The following is a 25,858-nucleotide window of genomic DNA, read 5'->3' on the forward strand; positions in this document are numbered from 1 at the left end:
TATGTTTGGTAATTTAGGACAAGCTGGAAAATATCTAGGACAAGCAGCACGTATGCTAATAGGTATTCCTGATTACGATAATTATGTGCAACACATGAAAGATAACCATCCAGATAAGCCTGTTATGACCTATAACGAGTTTTTCCGTGAGCGTCAGGAAGCCCGTTATGGCGGTGGTGATGGTAAAGGCGGTTTTCGCTGTTGCTAATGATCCGTAAAGGAGATAAATGATGGAACCTATTGCAGTGACAATACTGACCGGTTTTTTAGGATCGGGAAAAACAACACTTTTACGTCATATGCTTAATGAAGAGCATGGCTATAAAATTGCCGTTATTGAAAATGAATTTGGTGAAGTCCCTATTGATGATGAAATCATTGATGATAGAGCCACTCAAATAAAAACACTGACCAATGGTTGTATTTGTTGCAGTAAATCGAATGAATTAGAAGATACGCTATTAGACTTATGTGACAGCCTAGATCGTGGTGAAATCGAATTTGATAGATTAGTTATTGAATGCACAGGAATGGCTGATCCAGGTCCTATTAGCCAAACATTCTTTTCTCATGAGATCATCTGCCAGCGCTACTTATTAGATGGCATTATCACGCTTGTTGATAATGTTCACGCTCAGCAACAACTGGATCAATTTACGATTGCACAATCACAAATTGGTTATGCCGACCGCATTCTGTTAACGAAAACAGACGTCACTCCAGCCTCTCCTGAATTAATGGCACGACTAAGACGTATTAATGCTAGAGCGCCTGTGCATACCGTTATTCATGGACAAATTGATTTAGGATTACTGTTTAACGTAAAAGGTTTTATGTTGAACGATAACCTCGATGTAAAACAGCCTCTGTTTCGTTATCAGGCTGATAAGCAAGATGACATTAATTCGATTGTACTAAAGTTTGATTACCCTGTTGAGTTACAAGAAGTTTCAGACGTAATGGAAAAATTATTATTAAGCTTTGCTGATAATCTTTTGCGTTATAAAGGGATATTAAATATTAAAGACCAACCTAATCGCTTGTTATTCCAAGGTGTGCAACGCCTTTATAGTGCTGATTGGGATAGACCGTGGAATGAAGATGAAACTCGTCAAAGTACATTGGTCTTTATTGGTATTCAATTACCAGAAGAAGAGATAAGAGCCAATTTTGATGCATTGATGCCTAGCACAGAAGAGAAGGCTTATTAACCTAATACCCTGTAGTGAGTGTTAAAAAGCAGTAAGAAGTAGAGCAGTAAAGTAACCGTAGTCGTTGAACCGTAGTATCCGTAAATAGCAGTAACGAATATTGATAAGCTCCTGACTTGAGGAGGATCCTGTTCCTAGGATCTTATGTTTCACCCCATAATAACCAATATTATGGGGTGCTTTTTTTTAAACGCTCAAATTAGCCATTAGCAACGGCTTTATATTCCATGATCTCAATAATTTGAACATCGGTATGTTGCATTGCACGGCTTGCTAGTGCACATAGATTTTCAATTGTAGAATCAACATCATGAGCGACAATACCGTCATTACCTGTCACATAAGTGTTATCTAGAGCCATTAACACAGCTTTATAAGCTGCACTCGCGCCAGTTGAGACTTTCATCGCACAGCTATTTGAAGCACCATCACAAATCACACCGCTGATATCACCAATCATGCTACTAATTGCCATAGCCATAGATTCGTAACGTTCATCCATTAGCCATGCAATTGCACCAGCTGCGCCCATTGATGCGGTTGTTGCTGCACATAACGCAGATAGTGCAGGGAATTTATGGTGAATATAAATAGCCAGTAAATGGGAAAGCATTAATGCTCTTGCCATTTTCTCTTCGCCAACTTGTAAATATTCAGCAACCACGACAACAGGCATCGTTGCGGCAATACCTTGGTTGCCTGAGCCAGAATTACTCATTGCGGGTAAAACGGCACCCCCCATACGTGCATCAGACGCCGCAGAAGTACGGATCATGATTTCTGATAATAAATCTTTTGCTAATAAGCCACGCTGTTGTTGGCGCTGTAAAGTTTGCCCAATATGTAAACCATAAGTATTGTTCAAACCTTCTTTTGATAGCGCATCATTTAAGTGTGCTGATTCAAGGATAAAAGAAATTTCTTCTACTGGCGTTTGGGTAACAAACTGGTAAATTTCTTGAGTATTGGTTTGGGTTAACGTTTCTTTTATTTCGCAAGGTGATGCAGATTGTTCTGCGCCAGCACAAGTGTTATCAAGAACAACATGACCGTTATGAATAATTTTAACAATATTAGTGTGGTTACCTGCAATAATGACAGTTGCGCTGTTTTCACTATCTTCAACAGTCACTTCGCTATATAGAACTTCTTGGCACTCTTTTTTAATTGAAACATTCACGATGCCCGCGGCTAATAGTGCTTTGCTTTGTTCAACATGCTCTGGTGTTGCATTCTTTAATACTTCAAGACCTGCTTTACAATCACCACCGACGGCACCTAAGCTTGCGGCAATGGATAATCCCACCATGCCCGTACCTGGTACGGTTACGCCCATACCGTTTTTCATTAAATTAGGAGAGACTTCAGCACTAATGCGGGTAATCGCGTGTTGTAAGTAACTTGCTGCTGTTGCAGCCGCTAATGCAAGCGAAATAGGCTCTGTACAACCTAAAGCGGGTTTTACTTGTTGCTTAACTGCCGCTATCAATATTTTCCAACGAGAAGATAATTGTTCTTTCATTGCATGCATCCAATAAACAGTATGAAAATTCAATGGGTTATTCTATTTTTAATACAAACATCATACTGAATTTATGGGAGAAAGTTTTTTCTGAATTTACTAAGATTGTACAAATTTTGAGAAAATATCACCCTTATTAACTTTAAAACTGGTAATTTTTTCTATATCAAAGATAAAGCAACCGTTTTGGCTCTCTTGCAGTATTTATTGATAAAAAGAGGGGTGTTTTGTGTTTTTTTCTTAAAAAGAAGTGATGAGAAATAAAAAAGAATGAGATGGTTTTAATATCTAATAATAAGATTAAATAAAAATGCAATAGAACGAATACACCATTCTATTGCTAGTATAATTATCATACTTAATGTGGGCTAACTCAGAATAGTTAAAATAAATGGCAATGAGTGAGTGCGTTTAATATCATGTCATCATTTTAACAAAATAAATAATAGGCGTTTTATTTTCTGCTGTATAAGAATAATATCTTATTGTTTTGTTAATATTTTCATTAATTTAGTGATTTTATCTTTGTTTTAAAATGATTGAGTAAATATATTTTAAATAAAATATAACTAATTTTTTATTTATGAAAATAACAATAAATTATCTTCACTTATTTTTAAGAAGTTTATTATTTGAAAATAACCTGAAGCAACAATTATTGCTTCAGGTATATTTATTAATAATAGAAGATAGCAATAATAGCACTATGGAATACAAAACCGACCATAAGCGGTACTGCTGTTCTCTTTACAACATCAAACGGTTGTAATTTTGCGCCACTCGATACGGCAATGATCACACCCGCCACTGGAGACATACCTCGTCCCATATGTGACGCTTGTTGCATTGGTAAAATCATCGCAATTGGGTTTACGCCCATGCTATGGGCAATTTGTGGAATAAGTTCAACGAAGGCAAGGAAAGGTGCATTACCTGACCCCATAATAATCGCGGCAGCTAATGTTACGACAGCGAAGACCAATGCCATTGCAAATGGTGGTAGGCCAACAGATTCTGCCATAACGATCAGACTGTCTATTGCACCACTGACTTTAATACCATGAGCAAAAACACCCGCTGCGACTAATAATCCCACAACATTACTAAATGCAGAACCCATACCCTTTAAGAAATGCTGGAAGCCCGCACACACTGATTTAAAATCACGTAAGCGTAATGTTTCAATCAGCATGCAAATTGCCATTGAAATCAATACAATAGTGACTACATCAAGGTGAATACCTTCAACAAATAGGCTTGATGAACTTACTGCCATAATGATAGGTAACATTGGCAGTAAGGCATAAAAGCCGGGTACATTTTTATCACTCTTTGCTTCTTCAGACATTTTGCCTAATTGAGGCACAAACCCAGCTTTGCGATCACAATGGCGTTGCCAGAAGATATGTGTAATACCAACGGCTAATACGGTAGCAATCGCCGCAGGTCCTTGGTAATAAAGCACATATTCAACAACGCCTAAATCAACCGCTTTTGCACCACGAATGGCATCAATTGCTGTTGGGGTATAAGCAACGCCCAATGATGTTGCAATTACGCCTGCCGCGGAAGCGGGGGATAAGCCAAGTCCTATCATAATCGGGAACATCGTACCCATTAATAGAACGGCCAATCCTGTTGCTGAAGGAATAGCAAGTTGCAAAATACTTGCGAGTAAAAAAGAGAAAAATAGCAACACATAAGGTGAGCGCATATTTTTCAATGGGCGAGTTGCAACACGGACAACGGCCTCATTGGCACCAATATGATCCATATAATGTGCAAATCCCATCAGCGCCATGATCATTAAACCAAGATCAGCCGCACGGCTACTAAAGAGATCACGCATTACTTCAAAAGGATCTAGCCAGCCAATACCTGTTGTTTTGACATTTTTAGGAAGAATATCTCCCCAACCAAACATCATCGTTAGCGCCATTAAGGCTAAACCCGCCACTAACAAAACAGGTTCTGCTTTATATCCTTTCAAGATCATTCTAGCGACAATAACAACGACAACTAAGACCGCAAGAATTTGGATCATGCTTTAGCTCCAGGTGCAAAACGTTCAGCGGTGATCTTAACGACAGATTTTAAGACATCACTTGCCGCATAAAGCGATTTAACTGGCAGATATTCATAAATAGAGTGGAAGTTATGAGCACCAGTAAAAATATTAGGACAAGGCAGGCCATTTTGAGAGAGTGCTGCACCATCATAACCACCGCGCATTGGGATTGGGCGAGGTGTAATACCATTCGCTTCATAAGCAGCCACTGCAATATCGATAGGATAGCGCTTATCGCCTTGCAGGCTATTAAACACGTTGGCATAACGATCTGCGAGTTTACAAGTGACAGAGCCTTCACCCCATAAACCTTCACAATAATCTGAGAGTTGTTTTAAAAATGCCATGCGGTGCGCATAACCTTTTTCGGTGAAATCACGCACATCCATTTTTAATACAGTACGCGCGCTATTACCTGCTAATTGTTTTACCCAATAATAACCTTCACGGCCTTCTGTATATTCAGGTGCTTCACCGCCCGGTAACATAGCAACAAATTTATGTGCCATTAACAGTGAGTTTTTTAATTTACCTTTGGCGGACATTGGGTGCGCTGATGCGCCTGTAAAGGTGATTTCAACATCGCCTGCATTCCAGTTTTCGTACACTAATTCACCAATACCACAGCAATCTAAGGTGTAGGCAAAATCAGCACCGAATTCTTTAGTATCAAAAACTTTTGCACCACGTAAACCTTGTTCTTCATCTGGCACAAAACCAATTTTAACTGTACCGTGTTTAACTTCAGGATGCTGTTTAAAGTACTGCAACATATCCATAATAGAGGCGATAGCGGCTTTATCGTCAGCACCTAATAGGCTTGTGCCATCGGTCACGATAATATCGTCACCAATATAGTTTTCTAATTCAGGAAATTCGCTTTGACGTAGATAAATATCGAGCTCTTTATTTAAGCAAAGGTCACCACCTTTATAAGGTAAAATTTGTGCTTTGGTATCGTTCGTTTGTTCAGCGCTGGTGTCTAGATGACCAAAGAAAGCAACCGTTGGCACTTCATAATCAAGGTTAGAAGGGAGTGTTGCGGTAACAATTGCAGTATCACGAATTTTGATATCCTCAACACCTAACGCTTTTAACTCTTCAACTAATTGCAGTGCAAGCACTCGCTGACCTTCTGATGAAGGCATAATGCCAGCAGCGCCATTTTCCCTATTAGTGGTGGTGTTAACTTTTGTATAAGAAATAAAACGTTCAACGAGATTCATGACAAGACTCCATTGTGTTTGATTTTTTGTATTCTCTCTATTAAAGCTTAGTTGTCTCATTTATTGGAAAGAGCAACACCTACTTGTTGTATCATAAAAAAACCAGCAGGGAATTAGAGGAAAATAATTTTTTTTACAGTAATTTTTTAATGTTAATCAATGTTTAATTTTTGGTTTTTTCTTTATTAAAAAAAATCGTGTTTTGTATAGGTGAGGTTATTTTTATTTACTTTATGACTTCTATTTTTGTGAAGTTAATCATTAAACTTCATTTAATTCATTATTATTTCTTTATCATAATTAATATATTTTTTTGAAAGTTATTAAGTTTTTTTCTTAAAATAAATGCTATTTATTTAAAAAAATAGAAAAGAGAAGTGATAGATGAGAGAAATACTGAGAGTAAAATATTATTTATATATAAATAACATGAGTATTATGATAATGAATGGTATCAATGAAATTGGTAGAAAATCACCCTCTATTGCGAATAAAATAGTCTCCATAGGCGGGAAAATAAAACTCTCTATTTCTAATCTATCTATCAAGGTGATGAATACAATAAATGAATTTATTCACCCTAATCGCTATGAAAATAAAAATATATATAATACAAAGAGTACATTTTTAAAACCTAAAATTTTAATTATCAGTAATGAAGAACAAAACAATATAGATAATGAGATGATAGAGTCTAATATTATTAATTCAAAGAGTGAATCTTTAAAAAACAAAAAGTTAATTGTTAGTGATGAAGAGAAAAATAATGTAGATTATGGGATGAAGGGAACAGGTATTCTTAAATTTGAAAGTGAATTTTTAAAACCTGAGATAAAAAAAGAAACGCCAGAATATAATATTGCAGATGAAGAGAAAAATAATGTAGATTATGGGATGAAGGGAACAAGTATTCTTAAATTTGAAAGTGAATTTTTAAAACCTGAGATAAAAAAAGAAACGTCAGAATATAATATTGCAGATGAAAAGAAAATATTATTTAAAAAGAGACAGAGTGTTTTGGAATTTATTGAACTTCCAAATAAAGATTTGATACCAATTGATGAAGCTATTAACGCTCTTCATTCATGTAAACAAGATAGTTTGTTTAAGAGTAAGATATTATTAATTGATTATATTACAGATATGAAATTTAAACCTCTAATGAATAATAATGTTGAATTATTAGAAAAATCCAATTCTAATTATTTAAAAGAAAGTGAATTTGATGATGCAAGATATGAATCTGTAAATTTTCATTCTCATGAAATAAGTGAACATGATGAAAAAGAATCATCAACGCTATCTAATTTAAATAACGATGATACACTGATATTATCTAATGATAATAAAGTTGAATTTCATTCTAATGAAAACAAATTAGATATTGAAAAGGATAAATTTAAATCTTCCTTGATTGAAACAACAAAAGACATATCATTATTAGATAGATTATCAGATGGCGATAATAGTTATGGCTATACTTTTCTTGCTAAATTCTCTAATTTTTTAGAAGATTATAATGGGATTAAAAATAAAGAAAAATCAAACTATTTTAATAAGGAAAATTATTTAAACAAATTGGTTAAATCAGATTATCTTTTCAAATTAAATAAAAAAGTTAATGATATTATTTACTTACAATATTTAAAAAATGAGCAAAGCAAGCATGAAAATGGTGTTGTAGAAGAAATTATTAAGCAGCCTAGTGAAGAGGAGAAATTAAAAGAAACAGAGGAACAAAAAGAAATTCTAGCAGGAAAGGATAAGGTAAATGAAAGAAATCTAGCATTGATAGAGAAAGTACATAAAGCTAGATTTAATTTAATAAATAACAATAAATTAATTGGTGGTTTTTTAGATGAAATAGACGAACAGCTTAAAATATCGAATGAAAATAAGCATCTTACATTAAAAGAATTATTGGAAAAAGTTAAAAAAAGCTAAAATTATGATGGTGGTGCCCATGGTTTTTATTGTGGCTGTATTTTAAATTTCAATGATGAAATTGATAATGTTTAAAAATAAAAACACACAAAATGGTTTTGTTATCATGCTAAATGACGTAATAGATATCAAGTTACTTGTTTAAATAAAGATAACCACCTTTATAAGGAATAACTTGCGCTTTTTTCTTATTAACTTGTTCTGCACTGGTACCTAAATAGCCAAAGAAGGCAATGGTAGGAATATCGTAATTAAGATCTGAAGGTAGTATTGCTGTTACAATTATAGTGTCGTGGATTTTAATATTCTTAACATCCAACGCCTTTAATTCTTTAACTCATTATAATACAAGTACACGCGGGTCTTTTGATAACGGCATAATTCCAGCAGAGTCATTTTCCCTATTTGTGGTGGTATTAACTTTCGGATAAGAAATAAACCATCAACGAGATTTATTATAAGATTACATTGTATTTTATTTTTGTATTCTCTCTTTATTTAATCTAAGTCATCTTCTTGATAAGAAAAAACCAACACTTACTTGTACCATAAAAAACGATTAGAATTATAGAAAAATAATTATTTTTTATAATAAATATTTAATATTGATTAATGGTTATTTTTTATTGTTAATATTTTTAAATTTATGTTAAGCCATATTTCTTGTGAAAAACCATCAAAAAGTTTTTTAAAATAAAATATTTTTTAGGTTATTAATTGATAGTTAGATGAGTTATAAAGGATATTATAATAATGACAAATAGATTAATAAGGATATAATTATGCCTTCTAATATTACTTCATCTAATATAGTTCTAAATCATTTTTTTAATAATAGTTTCGAAAAAAAATCAGATAATATCATGGCTGAAAAATTTTCATCATTAGATAATGGATGTATTGTTTTTACTCCTAACATATATTTAGAATCCAATTTTGTAAGTGATAATAAAGAAAAACCTATAAATTATGTTAGTGAGGAAATTTTATCAGTCGAAAATAAAAACATGGCTAATAAATCAAGCGTAAAATTAACCTCTCATGATTTAAAAGAAAATAAAGAATGCTATTCAAACTATGTAGAAGAGGGTATTTATGTAAAATATATGCCGTTAGATGATAGCAATGTTTCAACGGATATTGTTAGCAATAGCGATCAGTCCTCAGAAGCTACTGAGAGTATCTATATGGATATGACTGGAGCATTACATCATGTTGTTCTTGAAAAGAATGATAGTACAGATAAACAGAATGCTGAAGCAGAGCGTGGTAATAACGATTTTAATGAGCGTGAACTACAAGAAATTAGAAATTCAAGACCAAAACTCCCCCAAAGAAATTTGACCCCTGAAGAAAAAGAAATTCTTACATCAAAGATAAAATCAGAACTAGCAGGATATATAGAAAATGCTTTTACTAATAAAAAAATTAAAATATCTAAACATAAATTAATTGAAGGATTTAATAACGAAGTTTCTTTGAAAATATTTTCACTAAAAAATATAGATGATGTAAATATTGAAGATTTGATATATTACTATATTGATAGTGGTTTACCCTTGGATTATAAGATAGTTAAAAATGATGAAAAATTAATTAATGACATTAAAAACTATTTATTTGTGTATTCTTATATCTTTAATAAAAATGTGAAACAAGATGTTACTGGTTTTTTTACAGAAGACTTTTCTAAGATTAATAAATTACATGAACTCCAAAAGATAAATTTATATGCAGATATTGTAGAGAAAATAGTAGACTGTATTATTGATAAAAAAACGTTAATTGAATCGTTAGTAAGTATTTTGAATAATAGAGAAAACAGGATAAAAGGAAAATTAAATTACTTAAATGAATTAATTAAACATAAGGGTAAGTTTATTGGAAATAAGGAAAATGCTTTTAATCAGTTAAAGAAAATAATTGAATCCAGTGTGGAAAAATTAAATAAAACTGGTTTATTAAATAAAATAAAACTATCAGAAGAAAGTAAAGAAATGCTGATAATAAAAATGATAAAAAAAAGTGTAAATGGATCATTTTTATCAATGGATAATTTATCAAATTTAATTATTGATAAAAGTGAAGTAAAAAAGAAAATAACGAGTGATTTTTTAAAAAAAATAGAGTATATACCAGAGGAATTGCTTTTAAGTAAAGAAAATAGAAAATTTACCAATGGTGTAATTAATTCTTTTATTGAAGAACTCAAAGATTATAATATAAATAAAATACCTAATGATATCCAGTTTTATTATATGATTGATATAGAGTTAACACTTCTTTATTTTAAGAATAAATAGATATTACATTAAGTTGCTCCCTCAAAAAATATTGAAATATGAGGGAGCTTTTTTATCAGAAAATTAATTATTAATATTAATTTAAATATCCAAGCGCTTAGTTTGCCATTTACGAGAGCGCCAACGCCATGCGTTAGTTAAGCCACGTAGCCATTCATCACAAAGAAAACCAATCCAGATACCAATTAGGCCCATTTCCATTTTTATACCAAGGAAATAGCCCACCGGAATAGCAACACCCCACATAAAGCAGATAGCTGTCATCAGCGGAAATTTAGCATCACCAGCAGCACGCAAGGCATTCACCATCACGATATTAAAAGTACGACCTGGTTCTAAAAAGACGGACAAGATAAACAGCGGGATCAATTGGTCTATGATGCGTTGGTCTTCTGTGATCGAATACAAAATAGGATCACGCATAAACCAATAAACAATAACCACCCCGATGGTAAATATCACACCCGTTTTTAAACTTTTCCACCCACGATTAAAAGCATCATCAAAGCGTTTTGCACCCACTAAGTGACCCACTAATATTTCATTACCAATACTAATCGCTATGCCAAAAAGCATTAAAAACAGTGACAGTTGGAAATAGAGAGTTTGTGCTGCAAGAGGAACTTCGCCCATTAATCCAATAAAAGCCGATGCAGTCATGTAATGTAAAATCCAAACCAAGTTTTCACCCGCAGCAGGTAAACCGATATGTAGGATTTTCCCTAACATATTTTTAGACCATACGACGAGTTGTTTGGCTTCGAATTTAATACGCAAACCGTAGAACAGTAATCCACATAATAAAATAACTGCAATAATACGACCAACAACCGTTGACCACGCAACACCCACTAATCCGTATTGTGGTAAACCAAAAAAGCCATAAAGCACAATCATATTACCAATGACAGTAACAATATTGGCGATCAGTGTGACATACATTGCTGCTTTAGATTTACCATAAACTCTCAGACAAGCTGCAAGAATAATCGAAATGGCCTCAGGAATAAGGCAAATACCAATAATATGCAGGTAGTTGTAGCCATCTTGCACCAAGTGCTCAGGCGTATTCATTATGTTAAGAATATTGTAGCCAAAGAAAAGAATGATCAAGGCACTACTAATACCTAACAAAGAGTTAAACGCGATAGAAATATGAATTGCTTGGCTGGCTTTTTCTTTTTTACCCGCGCCTAAGTATTGGGCAATAACAACGCTACATCCCACACTAATAAAGCTAAAAATAGTGATAAAAAGATCAAAGACTTGGTTACCGACGCCCATAGCAGCTAAGTAAGCCGTAGAAACGTGGCTTACCATGTAAGTATTAATTAATAGTGTGGCTAGATGTAGGAAAATATCTATAAATATTGGCCAACTAAGGGAAAAAAGCGAGCGATCCGCTACATCAGACTGATGCATTGAAAACCTTCTTAAAAACAGAGTGAAATCGATATTATTAATATAACGCGTAGGAAGATAAGAGATTCTACAAGGTTTATTTATAAGGTAATAGTGCAAATAATGTTTATCTGGCAAAAAAGATGTTTATATGGTTTATTCATTGATAACTAATCACTATTATCATTAAGAGATGATTAACGTTAAAGTCAGGGGAATGAATGAATACTAAAATAAAAGTGGCTATTGTCGGTTATGGCAATATTGGTCGATTTGCATTAGAAGCGGTTCAAGCTGCTCAAGATTTTGAATTAATGGGTGTTGTTCGTCGTGATATCAATAATGTTCCAGAAGAACTGCAAAATATTACCGTGACTAACGATATTAAAACATTAGGTAATGTTGATGTTGCTCTCTTATGTTCACCGACTCGTGCAATTAAAGAATTAGCTAAATCTATTTTAAGCTTAGGCATTAATACAGTAGATAGTTTTGATGTTCACAGTGAAATTGTGGCATTAAAAACAGAGTTAGATGAAGTTGCAAAAAAACATGACCGTGTCGCTGTTATTTCAGCAGGTTGGGATCCGGGTTCTGATTCTATTATTCGTACGCTAATGTTAGCTATGGCACCAAAAGGGATCACTTATACTAATTTTGGGCCTGGTATGAGCATGGGGCATAGCGTAGCGGCTAAAGCAATTGATGGTGTAAAAGATGCACTTTCAATGACTATTCCATTAGGAACTGGCGTTCATCGTCGTATGGTTTACGTGGAATTAGAAGCTGGAGTAGATTTTAATCAAGTAGAGCAAGCCATTAAAGCAGATAGCTATTTCTCTTCTGATGAAACTCATATTAAGCAAGTCGATTGTGTTGATAGTTTAAAAGATGTGGGACATGGTGTGCAAATGTCTCATAAAGGGGTTTCGGGTAAAACACATAATCAATTATTTGAATATTCAATGCGTATTAACAACCCTGCATTGACGTCTCAATTTATGGTGTCTGCTGCAAGAGCAAGTATGAAACAACGTGCAGGTGCTTATACTGTTATTGAAATTCCACCAGTTGATTTCTTAGCTGGGGATTTAAATACATTAATTGCAAAACTCGTCTAATCGATTAAGAGTATCTGCATAAAATATTGCCCACATAACGTGGGCAATATAGATTAACGCTTAGGCAAACTTGATGATTTTGAATTAGCGTTTAATACTTTTAAATTCTTTGGTTGTTGCGGTTAATGCCACTTCTGTTGGTAAGCGTTCCATTGAACTTGCACCATAGAAGCCGTGGCAATCAGGGCAGTTATCGAGGATATATTGTGCATCTTCTGGTGTTGCAATTGGACCACCATGACAAAGCACAATCACATCAGCACGCACTGCTTTTGCCGCTTTTGCCCAATCATTAATTAATGGTACGCAATCCGCTAAGGTTAATGCCGTTTCAGCCCCAATATTGCCGCCAGTTGTTAATCCCATATGAGGTACAATAATATCTGCGCCAGCTTCAGCCATTGCAATCGCATCTTCACGACTAAAGACATAAGGTGTGGTTAATAAACCTTTTTCATGAGCCTTGCGGATCATATCCACTTCAAGACCATAACCCATACCTGTTTCTTCTAAATTAGCGCGGAAATTACCATCAATCAGACCTACCGTTGGGAAATTCTGTACGCCAGCAAAGCCTGTTGCTTTAACTTCATCTAAGAATTTATCAAAGTTACAGAAAGGATCTGTACCATTAACGCCAGCAAGTACAGGTGTATGTTTAACAACAGGTAATACTTCTTTTGCCATATCCATAACGATTTCATTGGCGTTACCATAAGCTAATAAACCCGCTAAAGAGCCACGGCCAGCCATACGATAACGACCAGAGTTATAAATAACGATGAGGTCAATACCACCTGCTTCTTCACACTTAGCTGAAAGCCCTGTACCCGCACCACCGCCAATAATTGGCTCATGGCGTGCAATCATTTCATTGAATTTTTTTAGTAACGTTTCACGTGAATGAGTCATTCTTCTTTCTCCGTGGTTAACAAATAAGTTCCTGGTGTAAATCATAAATTTGCTGAGTAAACTCAGCAGAGTTTATGTGATAAGGACTGATGACTAACTGACGAGTCTCTGTCTCTTTAAATGTTGTTATAAATGCATCAAAAAAAACTTGGTTTGCTTGAGGATCCCAGAAAGGGGCTCCTTCAATATCCAGAGCTGAAAAACCGCCCTGTGGTAATACAAACCGCAATGGACCTTCACACTGATTGAGTTTCTCAGCGATCCAGATACCTAATTGACGGTTTTCCTCTGGTGTTGTACGCATCAAGGTGACTTGCGCATTGTGATGATAAAATTGACGCCCTTTATATTTCTCAGGAACACTCGATGGGCGACCAAAGTTCACCATATCTAATGCGCCACAAGAACCTATATAAGGGGTTTTGGTTCGGGCGATTGCACCAAAACGGTCTTCATCACAAGCAAGTACACCGTCAAACAAGTAATCACACACTTCTGTTGTTGTAAGATCGAGCACGCTATGAAGTAGGTGACTGTCTGCCAGTTTTTCCATGGCTTTACCGCCACTTCCTGTTGCGTGAAAAACAAGGCAGTCATAATTATTTTCAAGTTTTTGTGTAAGTTGTTGTACACAAGGCGTAGTTACACCAAACATCGTTAATGCGACAGCCGGTTTATCAACAACATGTTCTTCTTGGTAAAAATAAATAGCGCCAGCTATTTGGTTCGCCGCATTTCTTAGGACTTTGCGAGAAATGCGATTTAAGCCGGATACATCTGTGACGGAGTACATCATTGAGATATCACTTGCACCGATATAGCCTGAAATATCGCCAGACGCCATCGTTGATACCATCAATTTAGGTACACCAATTGGCAAAGATTGCATTGCTGGTGTAATCAGTGCCGTTCCCCCCGATCCGCCTAGTCCAAGAATGGCTAAGACATCATCTTGGTGAGTTAAATAGTGTTCAAATGCGATAGACATCGCTTCTATGGCTTTACCTCTATCGCCACAGAAAACCGCGTCTTTACCATTAGGGTGAAAACTTGCGATTTCTGCTGCGGTGACATCAGCTTCTTTGGCGAGTGTCGTGGGTTTAGTTGTCAAATCGACGGTTTTAACAGGAAGGCCTGCTTTTTTAATTAAATCACTGACATAAAAAATCTCAGCACTTTTAGTATCAAGCGTTGTGGCAATATAAATAGAGCCAGAATACTGTTTCATAAGCCTCCCCTTACCTTTTATGATTATCGACGAATAGATTATAACCATAATGAGACTCGAGTTTCATTTATCATAACATCGTTTTGAGACTCTTGTCTCATTATTTTTATTTTTATACTCTAGAGGTCGATAAGGTGTGATTAATCACCTAAAGTAAACGTTAAGTGTTGTGAGTATTTGACTTAAAATAAATTAGACACATAAAGTGTGGAAATAACGAAGGATTTTCTATGAGTGACAATGACGAAACGGATGCTATGTCCGGTACACGAAAAAGAACCCATCAATTATTGGTGACAACAGCATTGGGACTTTTTGAGCAAGGAATGTTACCGACAGTGTCGGAATTAGCGGCACATGCAGGTGTTTCGAGAGCAACCGCATATCGTTATTTTCCAACACAAAGTGATTTAATTAGTGCCACTGTTGATGCAAGTTTAGCACCGATCATTGCATGGAACCCCACTCCTGAAGATAATACGCAACAGCGCATTACTGAATTGCTCAATCTTGCCTATCCTCAAATGTTTAAACATGAAGGTGCACTGCGTGGTGCATTACAAGTCTCATTACAGCAGTGGGCAAAAGAGAGGCAATCAAGTGAATATGCAGAAAAACGATTTATTCGCGGTCACCGTAAAGAGATTTTACTCAAAGTTATTGAACCGTTAAAAGCACACTATCCTGAAGAAATGTGGGATAAGGTGATTAAATCTTTCTCTTTAATTTATGGGTCTGAAGTCTTTTTGGTAATGAAAGATATCTGGAAAATGGATGATCAGCAGGTCATTGATATGACTCAATGGATGGCAAAAGCTATTCTAAATCAGGCAAAATCTGATTATCCTGCAGATAACGATTAATTATTTGAATAAATCAGTTAAAATTGTATAAATCATTTACGTTTTAGCTATTGCAGGGATCGTTATGTCACATAAAACAGAAGACCAAGAGTGGCTGGTAGAACAACTACAATTTATTGCACAAGGCATTGGTAAAACATTATCGCCTTTTTGTGAAGTTGTACTTCATGATCTAACCGATAGTGAAAATACCATTATGGTCATTGAAAATAATCTATCAGGTAGAAAAGTAGGGGATAGAGCAACTGAGCTAGGAATGGCACGTATTGAATCGTCAGATTTCCCTCAGATTGTGGCGAATTACCCCAATCAATTTCCGGATGGAAGAACGGCAAAAAGTACGTCTATCGGTATTAAAGACAAACAGGGCAATTATGTTGCAGCGTTATGTTTAAATATTGATATTTCAATGATCAAAGGATTACAAATGGTACTTAACCAATTTGCAACCCTTGAAGAAGGTAATGACATTATTGAAACCTTTAGTTCAGTGACGGAAGATTCGCTGAAAAAACGTATTGATGAGTTTTCTGCGACTTATTCAGTCACACCAAGAGCATTAAAACCGCATCAACGACGCGAGTTGTTACTCTGTTTACAAGATGAAGGTTATCTTTCGCTGCGTAAAGCAATGGAAATTACTGCACAATACCTCGGTGTTTCAAGAGCAACGGTGTATAACGATTTAAAAGAATGATTAAGAAATAAATTATTTTTAAATTCCAGCGGAATATAAATCAGTAAAATAAAAAAAGATATCACTTGTTGATATCTTTTTTTATTTCTATTTTTAAATTTTAATAATATAGTGTTTTTTTATTGAAACTAGTTAACTAATTACTTGTGTGTGATTTTTATAAACATAAAAAAACAAAAGGAATAGACTGTCTATAATAATTTTTAATTGATAGGTATTAAAATGAAAATTTCAGAAATACAACCAAATTTATCTTCATCTATAGATACGATTGATAATAAAATAAATAAAAAATTTGGTTTAACAAAAAATATAAATTCCATCGGTAATACTACTGTTCCTTTTGATAAAGGAAAAAGAGAAGAAATATTACAAGAAAATTATTCAAAGTATATTAAAGAATGTCAGAATATATTAAATAAAACAAATCCTGATATTTATAAACCCCATTCTGGAAATCTTAGAGCAAAAAATAAAGAAAATATAGTTGATAAAAAAAATGTAGTTGATAAAAAAAATGTAGTTGATAAAAAAAATGTAGTTGATAAAAAAAATGTAGTTGATAAAAAAAATATATTTGATAAAAATACGAATGAACTTAAAATAGAGGGATATTTTAATGAAGTAATAAAAAATGCGGATTCAATTACTAACTTAGTCAGTGGTGCTGAGGATATAATAGATTCTGGGCGTGATTTGAAAAAAGAAGCTAGAAATAAACTTTCAGAATTTATTACTAATTCAGGAAAGAAGGAATTAAATACAGAACAAAAACTTTATTTTAGAAGCGAGAAAAAAAGGAGCTTTAAAAATCTAATTGTAAATTTAATTTCACCATTTAAATTTATAAATAGAACATTATTACCTATAAAAATAAACTTTGAGAATAAAAATATAAATAAATCGTTAAATACATTTAAATTTGATAATATATCAAATGATAATGATGCGTTTAACAATTTCTCAATTAAGTTAGAACAACTTAATAAAACATTTACTGATAATGTTAATAAGGTAATATCTAAAAAAGTAAATAGTAATAACAAAATAGATATTATGATCAAATATCATACATTAGAAAAAGCTTTGGAGTGTAAGCTTGTTAATGATATTAAACTGATAAATGATGAATTTAAAGCTGATTTGGCTAAAAATAGATTCGAGAATAATTATTCTGATCTACCTGATAAAATAATGAATGAATTAAACGCTATTTTAAATTCAGATATAGATGAATTATCCTCTTCTAAGACAACCGATAAGTTGAAAAATTTAATAAAAGAAAAAATCAATAGTCAGGATAAGGATGTAAAGATTGAGAATTTTATTGATAAAATTATTAATTCTATTTTTAATAAAGATAATATATTAGAAATTAAAGAAACGTTTGATGGTGACTTTGAAAGTGTTAAAAAAGAAATATCTTTACGTTTAACAAAAGAATTATTTAACCAGCTATCAAAAGATGAAAAATTTATTGGCGAGAAAGACTCTATTGCTAAAGTAGACAACTTAATAAGGATGGTGAGCAAAGATATTTATAAGAATATGGGAGAACAAACGGATAAAGAAATAAAATTAATTAATAATAGTTTTTATGAAAATATAAAGAAAAATGATAATGGACATGATTTTCTTACTCGGCTATTTAAAAACTCAAGTAATAATATTAATTATAAATGGGCGCAAGATGCTGTTGTTTTATTAATTAATTATAGCTATTTTGAAAATAAAAAGAATGTAACAATTGATTACGTTAGTCGCGGTAAAGTGAGTGATGGCGGTAATGGTACTAGTAGTACACAAAAAACAGCAGTAGAAAATAACTTAAAAGGTATTTTTAGCCGACTAGGGTTAAGTATTGATGATTTAGATAAATCTAAAGATGAAGTGCTAAGAAAGTATTTTGCTAATTATTTTGAACATATTTAATAATTTCATCAAGTTATTTTTATTTATATGTTTAATGATTTAATTATATTTATTGGTATATAGGTGGATGATTTATGATTAGCAAAACAAATCTATTTAAACCCAACGTGTCATTTGTAAATAAAAAGCATTATCTTCCCAAAAAGGAAGATTATATTTTTACAAAAAAATAACTGAAATAAGAAATACACCAGTTTCACCTTCTTTTGGTAAGAGAATTATTCATGTGTTGACTTCTTTATTTCATAAACTAGAGATTGGTTTTCTTATAAAAGATATAAAAAACAATAAACTATTTGATACTGTTGATACAAACAAACATAGTAATATTTTTAATGAAATAGATAAAAAAAATATTGAAATAAAAAATAAAAAATAAAAATTTAAATTCTATAAATAACATAATTTCTCATGCAAATGATAAATTTGATTTTTACAGTTTCTGTAAATATTTAACTGAAGTAAAAAGAGCTAAAGATTTTTTCTCAGGACTAGATGATATAGAGAATGAAGGCTCTAACAGTAACTTAATTGTAGAATATTTAAATGAAATTATTGTAAATAGAATAACTTCAATAAATGATAAAAGTATGAAAAATATTTTCAAGTTAATAAATTCAATTTTTAATTTTGAAAATATTCATTTAAATAAAAGATATGATTTTATGAGTAACTTTTCAACAGAGAAAGAAAGAGAGAACTTTATAGATTGTGTTAATTTACTTGTTATCGCTGAAGATGAATTAAGTATACTGAGTAATTTTGATAAAACGCTTAGTCATAGAATAAAAAATAATTTATCAACAATACTAAAAGTAGCATTAGGAAATAATGAAAATGCTTCTTTTAAAGAATTATCGATAGATTGGACGAATACATATATTAATGGATATGATATTAGAAAATATAGAAGTGTAGAGGTGAATACAGAGGGAGTTGATATAAAAGATAATATATCTGTTAGGCAAGATCAAGATACAAAGGATCTTAATATAACGGGAAATCAATCTGTAGAGACGAATACAGATAATTTAATAATCGAATTAAATCAAGCTTTCACTAATGACTGGCTACAAGAAATTTTTGGTGAAAGAGAGCTATTTTCTGACGAAAATCTTGAAAAAGAAAATGGTAGTGTTGGCTTTGATGATACAAATAATAACGAAGTTATGGATGATATTGGATTTCCGTTATCTAAGGAACCGATTGAAGATCCTGATACTTTATTATCATCGTTAAAAAGTAAGTTCTATGAATTTTCTGATTATTTAAATGAAATGGAGCTTAAAGAAGAAGAAATAATAAATTTACATGAAGGTTTTTATTCTGAATTTGAATCTTATGTGAATAATATAAATAATATAAAAAGTAGGCTTAATGATATTTCTGAGGCATTAAGTCAAATAGATTTTGAAGAGGAGGATATTTTAAAAAATATAAAATCAAGTAGTGAATTTTATCATAATATTGATTCATACAAAAATGAAATAAGTCAACTTTTTAAAGAAATTAATAAAATATTAGATAATGAAAACAAAGATAATTTTAAAAGTATAAAAGATACTTTAAATTATGATTTGGAAATTTTGAATAATAGTCTAAAGGATATACAAGTTTTTAATATTGAAGATAAGAAAACTATCATTAATGGTTTGATAAAAGACCTTGATAAAATAATATTAAATTCAAAAAATGATTATTTAGATAATGAAATTAATAGGTTAAGTGATATTTTTAAACAAAAATCAAGAAATTCTAATATTGTTGATAAGCCTTTATCAGTTAATTATGAGAGTACGCCATTAGTAGAAAGTGAAGATATCGATATTACATCGCAGTTACATGAAAATAATGTTGACGAATTAAATGTAGACGAATTGTTTTCATCTTTAGAAAATAGTGTAAATGAGATAAGTAGTGATATGTCTGATATTCTTAATAAGGTTAAAAGCTTATCGTATAATACTACAAATGGAATTGTAACTAATTCAGAATTAAGTAAAGTTCAAGAGTTAAAAAATAAGTATATTAATAAAAAAAATATGATTATTGATTCTAACAATATATCTAAAAATAAGTTAAATGACAAATACATTGAAAGTACTAAAAAATCAAAAGAATTACAGGAGCAAATACATTTGCTTAAAGGAAAATTAGAGGAATCAAAAGCGCGATACAGTAAAGAAAACCAACAAGCAAATGAAAATTATATTAGCAACTTAAATGTAATTAATGAAGGATCAAAACGTAGAGAAAAAATAAAAACTAATAATATCAGTATCGATGATAATATCAGTAATCATGATATTAAACAATCTAAAGAAATCACCGGCAATAAAATTACATTAAGTGAAGGTAATAATAAAAATTCAAAACAAAATAACATAGCTAATGGAAGAGGTGTAATTGATGATAATTTTGAAGGTGAATTAAGAACAGAGCATTCTATTGATATTGATTCCGTGAATAACATTGAAATAAAAGATGAAAATATTATCTTGATTAAAGACTACAAAAATAAAAATAAAAACATTGAAAATGTTAGTTTTAATATAAGTGAAAATAGAGTTACCTATTTAAGAGTGGATTATGATAACAAGAAAGTGGCTAAAAGTTTAAAATATATTATTGATGATGAGATAATAAAGGGAAACTTGAAAAAAATAAAGGAAATAAAAGATGTAATATTTAAGTTGAAAGCAGGCAGAGTAATTGATTCTAAAAGTAATAAAATTAATAAGAAAAAACTCGATGAAAATAACGATCAAAAAGAAATTGAGATACAAAATAGAATGTTAGAGTCTAAAATAAGTGAGGTAAAAGAGAAAATTAAAGGCGATATAAAAAATATCATTGATAAAATCAATGAGCTATCAAAAAAATAGATATTAAAGAATAAGACTAGCGTTAAAGTTTTTTCCTTAAATAATACTTCTTATCACTAATTGGATAGTTCTCTAGCGTGCCAAATATTTCAAATCCCTGCTTTTGATAAAAAGGCAGGGCTTGAAAACTAAAGGTATCCACTTCAGCATATTTGGCACCTTTTTCTTTTGCAGCAAATTCCATAGCTTGCAGTAATTCTGTTGCTATATTTTTTCCTCGATAGGCTTTATCTACCCACAAATAACGAATACGTAACCAATTTCCTAAAATATCACCTGTTATCCCACCCATCTTTTTACCATTTTCTTCCTTAAAGACCGCAAGTGGTGTGTATTGATCCATATGAATATAGTTGAGGTTATGTGTTAATAAACCTTCATAAATTTCATTGATCTCATTTGATGTGGGATTTGTGGTTATTTTCAGCGACATAATCGGCTCTATGCATTAAAAAAAATAATAATTACATTATCACTATTTGGTTATTAAATATTTATACAAATGCTAGGATGGAAACAATAATTAAAAAAGCTGGATAACACAACATGTCGTTTTTGAAAACTCTACCGGGTATTTTGTTTTGTGCATTAATTGGTGGTGTGCTAACCCTTTCTGGTTTACCTATGGCACTGATGTTTGGGCCGATTATTGTTGTCATCATTGCTTATCGCTTTAAATGGGAACTGTCAGTGCCTAAGCACACATTGACATTTATTCAACTGACTTTAGGTTCGTCGGTTGGCTTAATGTTTAATCAAGTTCATTTAGGCAGTGCTGATAACTTAATTATTCTATTACTGACATTAGTTGTTTGTTTAGCCATTCAGTTTTTTGTGAGTTTCTTTTGGTTTCATCGTCATATCGGTTGGACAAAAGAAGAGTCGATGTTAGGTGCCGTACCCGGTGCGATGGCGGCTATTTTGGCTCTTACTGATCATACTAAAACACCACCACAAAAAATCGTTATTTCTCATACCATTCGTTTAATGGTGCTGATTATTATGGCGGGTTTTATTGTGGGAGCCGATAAAGCCAATATGCCTGAATTTGCAATACCCGAAATGACGATAATTTCTCTGTTGTGGTTATTGTTGATTATTGCGTTAGGGTTGGGCTCTGGGCTTTTATTACAGAAAATCCGATTTCCTGCACCTTTTATGCTGACCTCATTAGGCAGCGCGATATTGGTTCAATCTTTTGTGAGTGAGCCTATTACGTTTCCAATGCTTCTTAATGAATTGAGCATGGTATTAATTGGTATGAATATTGGCGCACATTTTGTTGTTTTCCCGCTTTCATCACTGATTAAAAATGCATTTTCTTCTGTGCAAGTTGTGATTATTAATGTGATTTTAACCGTGATTGTGGCGTATGGGGCGGCTTATCTAACAGGTGTGCCTTGGGCAACGTTAGTATTAGCTTGGGCGCCGGGAAGTATGGAAGCAATGACTTTTGCTGCGATAACCATGAATGTAGATGCGGCTTTTGTTATGTCGAATCATATTTTTCGAATGCTGATTATTCAAAGTATTCCATCTGTGGCTTTGTATTGGAACGAATATAGACAGAAGAAAAATAATTAGCATAAAGAAAGGTAGAAAAATCTTTTGATAACCTCTATGAGTCATTTTATATCACAACTGTATTTAAAGAGGTTATCTCGCTTTATTTATCCAATAGTGAATTAACACAAGTATTAATAATTTAATAGACTTAGCGATTTATTCGCTAATAGCTGACATTTCTTACTGTGTGTTACTTCAATACCTTTCAAATCTTTATAGCTATCTTCATTTAATTGACTCATTGGCAACGTTGAGTAATTACTAACATCCCATTGTTGTGACCGTGAAAAAACCATTAATGCTCTTTCAATTTTAGGTTTTGATATTTGCTCATAACCACAATCTTTATTTAGAAAAAGGTAGATAGCGGTTAAATCTGCCAAGTCTTCTGCTTGCGTGTAAGTTAACGCTTTTGTACTCGAAGAAAAGAGCATAGTAAAAGAAAACGTTAGTGTGCAGAACAAGGCGAACATTTTTTTCATTAGGCGTGCTATTCCTTTGTGTGATGATTTAGCAAGTTTTGTTATTTGGCTTAATGTAGTTAAAAGTTTTGCAAAGACCTTCTATTTTGTTGGGTTTTAAATTGACCTTCCAGTAAGGGGAAACTTTAGCATCAGTAATAGTTTACAAAGCTTTTTTATTCATCTTATTTCGATAAATACATAATAACTTGTTTTTATTCAAAGGAATATATTATGCAACGTCGCGAATTTTTAAAATTAGGCGCCACATTAAGTGCTGTAACATTATTACCGAGCTGGAGTCGTTTTGCGTTTGCCCAAAGTAACACGCCTTCATTGGCTATTCCACCTCAAATTACCCCAGATGCTCAACAAAAGATTGTTCTTAATATTCAACAAGGTGTTTCTCAATTTATTCCGACGGCAAGTACAACAACTTGGGGTTATAACGGCAGTTTATTAGGGCCTGCATTGAAATTGAAACGTGGTCAACCTGTCACTATCAATATCAATAACCAACTCCCCGAAACGACAACCGTTCACTGGCATGGGCTTGAAATTAGTGGCGAAGAAGATGGCGGCCCTCAAGCAACGATTGCACCTGGGAAATCTCGCACAGTGACTTTTACACCAAACCAAGTTGAATCAACGTGTTGGTTCCATCCTCATACGCATGGTGTAACAGGTCAACAAGTGGCTATGGGGTTAGGCGGATTAGTGATTATTGAAGATGATGAAACCACAAGCCGAAAATTACCTAATCGCTGGGGTATTGATGATTTACCCGTTATTTTGCAAGACAAACGTTTAGATAGTGAAGGACAAATTGATTATCAGCTTGATGTGATGAGTGCGGCGATTGGCTGGTTTGGCGATATGATGTTGACCAATGGGGCGATCCAACCACAGCATATTGTGCCAAAAGGCTGGGTAAGATTACGATTCTTAAATGGATGTAATGCACGTAGCTTAAATCTGGCCACTAGTGATGGCAGACCCATGTATGTGATCGCCAGTGATGGTGGATTATTAGCAGAACCTGTAAAAGTGACAGAACTCCCTATTTTAATGGGAGAGCGTTTTGAGGTTTTAGTGGATACCTCAGATGGTCGTGATTTTGATATTGTCACTTTACCTGTACGTCAAATGGGCATGGTGTTAGCACCGTTTGATAATGTATTACCTGTATTACGTTTATTACCGTCAGCAGAAAAAGCACAAGGTACTTTACCCGATCAATTAGCATTAATTCCAGCATTGCCAACCCTCAGTAACATTGCAACTCGTACATTACATTTACGTATGGATATGCGTTTAGATATGCAAGGTATGATGGCATTAACAGAGCGTTATGGTGATAAAGCATTAGCGGGCATTCATCATGGAATGAGTCATATGCGCCAAGGTAATGGCAATGGCATGATGGGCGGTGGAATGAATTGTGGCCATGGTAATGGAGATCTAGATATTTATACTGCTAATAGTATCAATGGTATTCCATTCTCAATGACAGAGCCTGCATTCGATGTGAAACAGGGTATTTATGAACGTTGGGTTGTTTCTGGTCGTGGTGACATGATGTTACATCCATTCCATGTGCATGGTACGCAATTCCGTATTTTATCTGAAAATGGTCGAGCACCAGAAAAACATCGCCAAGGCTGGAAAGATATCGTGAAAGTTGAAGGTCAATTTAGCGAAATTTTGGTGAAATTCGATCATTTAGCCACAAAAGCGCATCCATTTATGGCGCACTGCCATTTATTAGAGCATGAAGATACCGGTATGATGGCGGGTTTTACCGTTAGTAAATAATCAAACACTGTAAAAACCATTAATATCAGTAAGATAAACTAATGGAAGGCACAAGATTAATATTTTGTGTCTTTATTTTCATTAAATCAGATCATCGCATGATGAAGGAAGTTCTGGTACAATCGTTTGCTTTCCCCGTTAACCCAATCGAAATAAATCATGAAACATATTGTTGATGTCATGATCTCTGAAGAAGAGATCAAACAGCGTATTGCTGAGCTAGGTCGTGAAATCACAGAACATTACCGCCCACGTCAAGAACAACACGATCTTGTCTTAATCGGCTTGTTAAAAGGTTCTTTTATTTTTATGGCAGATTTATGTCGTGAAATTAATGTGAACCACGAAGTCGATTTTATGACTGTATCAAGTTACGGTAATGGTATGACGTCAACGCGTGACGTTAAAATCATTAAAGATCTCGATGAAGATATTCGTGGTAAAGATGTTCTGATTGTTGAAGATATTATTGACTCAGGTAATACCTTAAATCGCGTTAAAGAGATTTTAAGCTTACGTGAGCCAGCTTCTATTTCTATCTGTACTTTATTGGATAAACCATCACGCCGTGAAGTTGATGTACCTGTTGAATGGATTGGCTACTCCATTGAAGATAAATTTGTTATCGGTTACGGCATCGATTACGCACAGCGTTATCGCCACCTGCCTTATATTGGGCATGTAACGTTATTAGATGAGTAAT

21 protein-coding genes are annotated in these 25,858 nt (G+C 33.1%); 12 read left to right on the top strand and 9 right to left on the bottom strand.

Annotated elements, in window-relative coordinates; all coding sequences use genetic code 11:
- Nucleotide 1: 1 nt before the first annotated feature.
- On the top strand, nucleotides 2–208 hold the full coding sequence (locus tag ACNART_RS05030; RefSeq protein ID WP_004245057.1) for a YbdD/YjiX family protein: 207 nt from the start codon (nucleotides 2–4) through the stop codon (nucleotides 206–208).
- 22 nt (nucleotides 209–230) lie between these two features.
- Nucleotides 231–1,211: a GTPase gene (gene yjiA, locus ACNART_RS05035; protein ID WP_416303475.1), complete on the top strand. Its 981-nt coding sequence runs from the start codon at nucleotides 231–233 to the stop codon at nucleotides 1,209–1,211.
- A 199-nt stretch (nucleotides 1,212–1,410) separates the two neighbouring features.
- Here yjiA and ACNART_RS05040 read toward each other — a convergent pair whose 3' ends face one another.
- The 3 genes from ACNART_RS05040 to pepT form a co-directional block, all read right to left on the bottom strand.
- Entirely contained in the window at nucleotides 1,411–2,733 is a 1,323-nt protein-coding gene (locus ACNART_RS05040) for a serine dehydratase subunit alpha family protein (protein ID WP_349442756.1), read from the bottom strand.
- Between the two features lie 676 nt (nucleotides 2,734–3,409).
- On the bottom strand, nucleotides 3,410–4,777 hold the full coding sequence (gene dcuC, locus ACNART_RS05045) for a C4-dicarboxylate transporter DcuC (protein ID WP_198619374.1): 1,368 nt from the start codon (nucleotides 4,775–4,777) through the stop codon (nucleotides 3,410–3,412).
- Nucleotides 4,774–6,027 (bottom strand): peptidase T, encoded by a 1,254-nt coding sequence (pepT, locus tag ACNART_RS05050; RefSeq protein WP_198619375.1) that lies wholly within the window; start codon nucleotides 6,025–6,027, stop codon nucleotides 4,774–4,776. Before pepT ends, dcuC begins: the two co-directional genes overlap by 4 nt.
- A gap of 444 nt (nucleotides 6,028–6,471) precedes the next feature.
- Between pepT and ACNART_RS05055 the strand changes: the two genes are divergently transcribed.
- Entirely contained in the window at nucleotides 6,472–7,971 is a 1,500-nt protein-coding gene (locus tag ACNART_RS05055; RefSeq protein ID WP_416303459.1) for a hypothetical protein, read from the top strand.
- Nucleotides 7,972–8,104: 133 nt separating this feature from the next.
- Here ACNART_RS05055 and ACNART_RS05060 read toward each other — a convergent pair whose 3' ends face one another.
- Nucleotides 8,105–8,290: a hypothetical protein gene (locus ACNART_RS05060; RefSeq protein WP_198619377.1), complete on the bottom strand. Its 186-nt coding sequence runs from the start codon at nucleotides 8,288–8,290 to the stop codon at nucleotides 8,105–8,107.
- 463 nt (nucleotides 8,291–8,753) lie between these two features.
- On the opposite strand from ACNART_RS05060, the gene ACNART_RS05065 reads away from it, so the two are divergent.
- Nucleotides 8,754–10,274 (top strand): hypothetical protein, encoded by a 1,521-nt coding sequence (locus tag ACNART_RS05065; protein WP_416303460.1) that lies wholly within the window; start codon nucleotides 8,754–8,756, stop codon nucleotides 10,272–10,274.
- Nucleotides 10,275–10,355: 81 nt separating this feature from the next.
- On the opposite strand, the gene ACNART_RS05070 is transcribed toward ACNART_RS05065, so the two are convergent.
- Entirely contained in the window at nucleotides 10,356–11,696 is a 1,341-nt protein-coding gene (locus ACNART_RS05070; protein ID WP_198619379.1) for an MATE family efflux transporter, read from the bottom strand.
- 200 nt (nucleotides 11,697–11,896) lie between these two features.
- Between ACNART_RS05070 and ACNART_RS05075 the strand changes: the two genes are divergently transcribed.
- The gene (locus tag ACNART_RS05075) at nucleotides 11,897–12,796 is read left to right on the top strand and encodes a diaminopimelate dehydrogenase (protein WP_198619380.1); all 900 of its coding nucleotides are present in this window, start codon (nucleotides 11,897–11,899) and stop codon (nucleotides 12,794–12,796) included.
- Between the two features lie 84 nt (nucleotides 12,797–12,880).
- Here ACNART_RS05075 and ACNART_RS05080 read toward each other — a convergent pair whose 3' ends face one another.
- A complete protein-coding gene (locus ACNART_RS05080) occupies nucleotides 12,881–13,708 on the bottom strand; it encodes a phosphoenolpyruvate hydrolase family protein (RefSeq protein ID WP_198619381.1) in 828 nt (275 codons plus the stop codon).
- Nucleotides 13,709–13,724: 16 nt separating this feature from the next.
- The gene (locus tag ACNART_RS05085; protein ID WP_416303461.1) at nucleotides 13,725–14,936 is read right to left on the bottom strand and encodes a Tm-1-like ATP-binding domain-containing protein; all 1,212 of its coding nucleotides are present in this window, start codon (nucleotides 14,934–14,936) and stop codon (nucleotides 13,725–13,727) included.
- 230 nt (nucleotides 14,937–15,166) lie between these two features.
- Here ACNART_RS05085 and ACNART_RS05090 point away from each other — a divergent pair, with 230 nt between their 5' ends.
- From ACNART_RS05090 to ACNART_RS05105, 4 genes are all read left to right on the top strand, one after another.
- Nucleotides 15,167–15,799: a TetR/AcrR family transcriptional regulator gene (locus ACNART_RS05090; protein ID WP_109371635.1), complete on the top strand. Its 633-nt coding sequence runs from the start codon at nucleotides 15,167–15,169 to the stop codon at nucleotides 15,797–15,799.
- A 64-nt stretch (nucleotides 15,800–15,863) separates the two neighbouring features.
- The gene (locus tag ACNART_RS05095) at nucleotides 15,864–16,496 is read left to right on the top strand and encodes a helix-turn-helix transcriptional regulator (RefSeq protein ID WP_006535016.1); all 633 of its coding nucleotides are present in this window, start codon (nucleotides 15,864–15,866) and stop codon (nucleotides 16,494–16,496) included.
- A gap of 222 nt (nucleotides 16,497–16,718) precedes the next feature.
- Nucleotides 16,719–18,428 (top strand): hypothetical protein, encoded by a 1,710-nt coding sequence (locus ACNART_RS05100; RefSeq protein ID WP_416303462.1) that lies wholly within the window; start codon nucleotides 16,719–16,721, stop codon nucleotides 18,426–18,428.
- A 590-nt stretch (nucleotides 18,429–19,018) separates the two neighbouring features.
- Nucleotides 19,019–21,313, top strand: coding sequence for a hypothetical protein (locus ACNART_RS05105; protein ID WP_416303463.1), 2,295 nt, complete (start codon nucleotides 19,019–19,021; stop codon nucleotides 21,311–21,313).
- 22 nt (nucleotides 21,314–21,335) lie between these two features.
- On the opposite strand, the gene ACNART_RS05110 is transcribed toward ACNART_RS05105, so the two are convergent.
- Nucleotides 21,336–21,746, bottom strand: a complete 411-nt coding sequence (locus tag ACNART_RS05110) for a GNAT family N-acetyltransferase (protein ID WP_416303464.1) — start codon at nucleotides 21,744–21,746, stop codon at nucleotides 21,336–21,338.
- 113 nt (nucleotides 21,747–21,859) lie between these two features.
- Between ACNART_RS05110 and ACNART_RS05115 the strand changes: the two genes are divergently transcribed.
- A complete protein-coding gene (locus ACNART_RS05115) occupies nucleotides 21,860–22,897 on the top strand; it encodes an AbrB family transcriptional regulator (RefSeq protein ID WP_196532273.1) in 1,038 nt (345 codons plus the stop codon).
- A gap of 113 nt (nucleotides 22,898–23,010) precedes the next feature.
- On the opposite strand, the gene ACNART_RS05120 is transcribed toward ACNART_RS05115, so the two are convergent.
- Nucleotides 23,011–23,361 carry a YacC family pilotin-like protein gene (locus tag ACNART_RS05120; protein WP_198630229.1) on the bottom strand — a complete coding sequence of 117 codons (351 nt, stop codon included), beginning with the start codon at nucleotides 23,359–23,361 and terminating at the stop codon, nucleotides 23,011–23,013.
- Between the two features lie 213 nt (nucleotides 23,362–23,574).
- On the opposite strand from ACNART_RS05120, the gene cueO reads away from it, so the two are divergent.
- Together cueO and hpt are read left to right on the top strand one after the other, a co-directional pair.
- Complete coding sequence (gene cueO / locus ACNART_RS05125; protein WP_368887511.1) at nucleotides 23,575–25,155, top strand: multicopper oxidase CueO; 1,581 nt, start codon at nucleotides 23,575–23,577, stop codon at nucleotides 25,153–25,155.
- Between the two features lie 159 nt (nucleotides 25,156–25,314).
- Nucleotides 25,315–25,857 carry a hypoxanthine phosphoribosyltransferase gene (hpt, locus tag ACNART_RS05130; protein WP_151434361.1) on the top strand — a complete coding sequence of 181 codons (543 nt, stop codon included), beginning with the start codon at nucleotides 25,315–25,317 and terminating at the stop codon, nucleotides 25,855–25,857.
- The last annotated feature ends 1 nt before the right edge of the window (nucleotide 25,858 follow it).

Origin of the sequence: Proteus sp. LHD240705 (assembly GCF_047921555.1) — a bacterium.
Taxonomy (GTDB): domain Bacteria; phylum Pseudomonadota; class Gammaproteobacteria; order Enterobacterales; family Enterobacteriaceae; genus Proteus.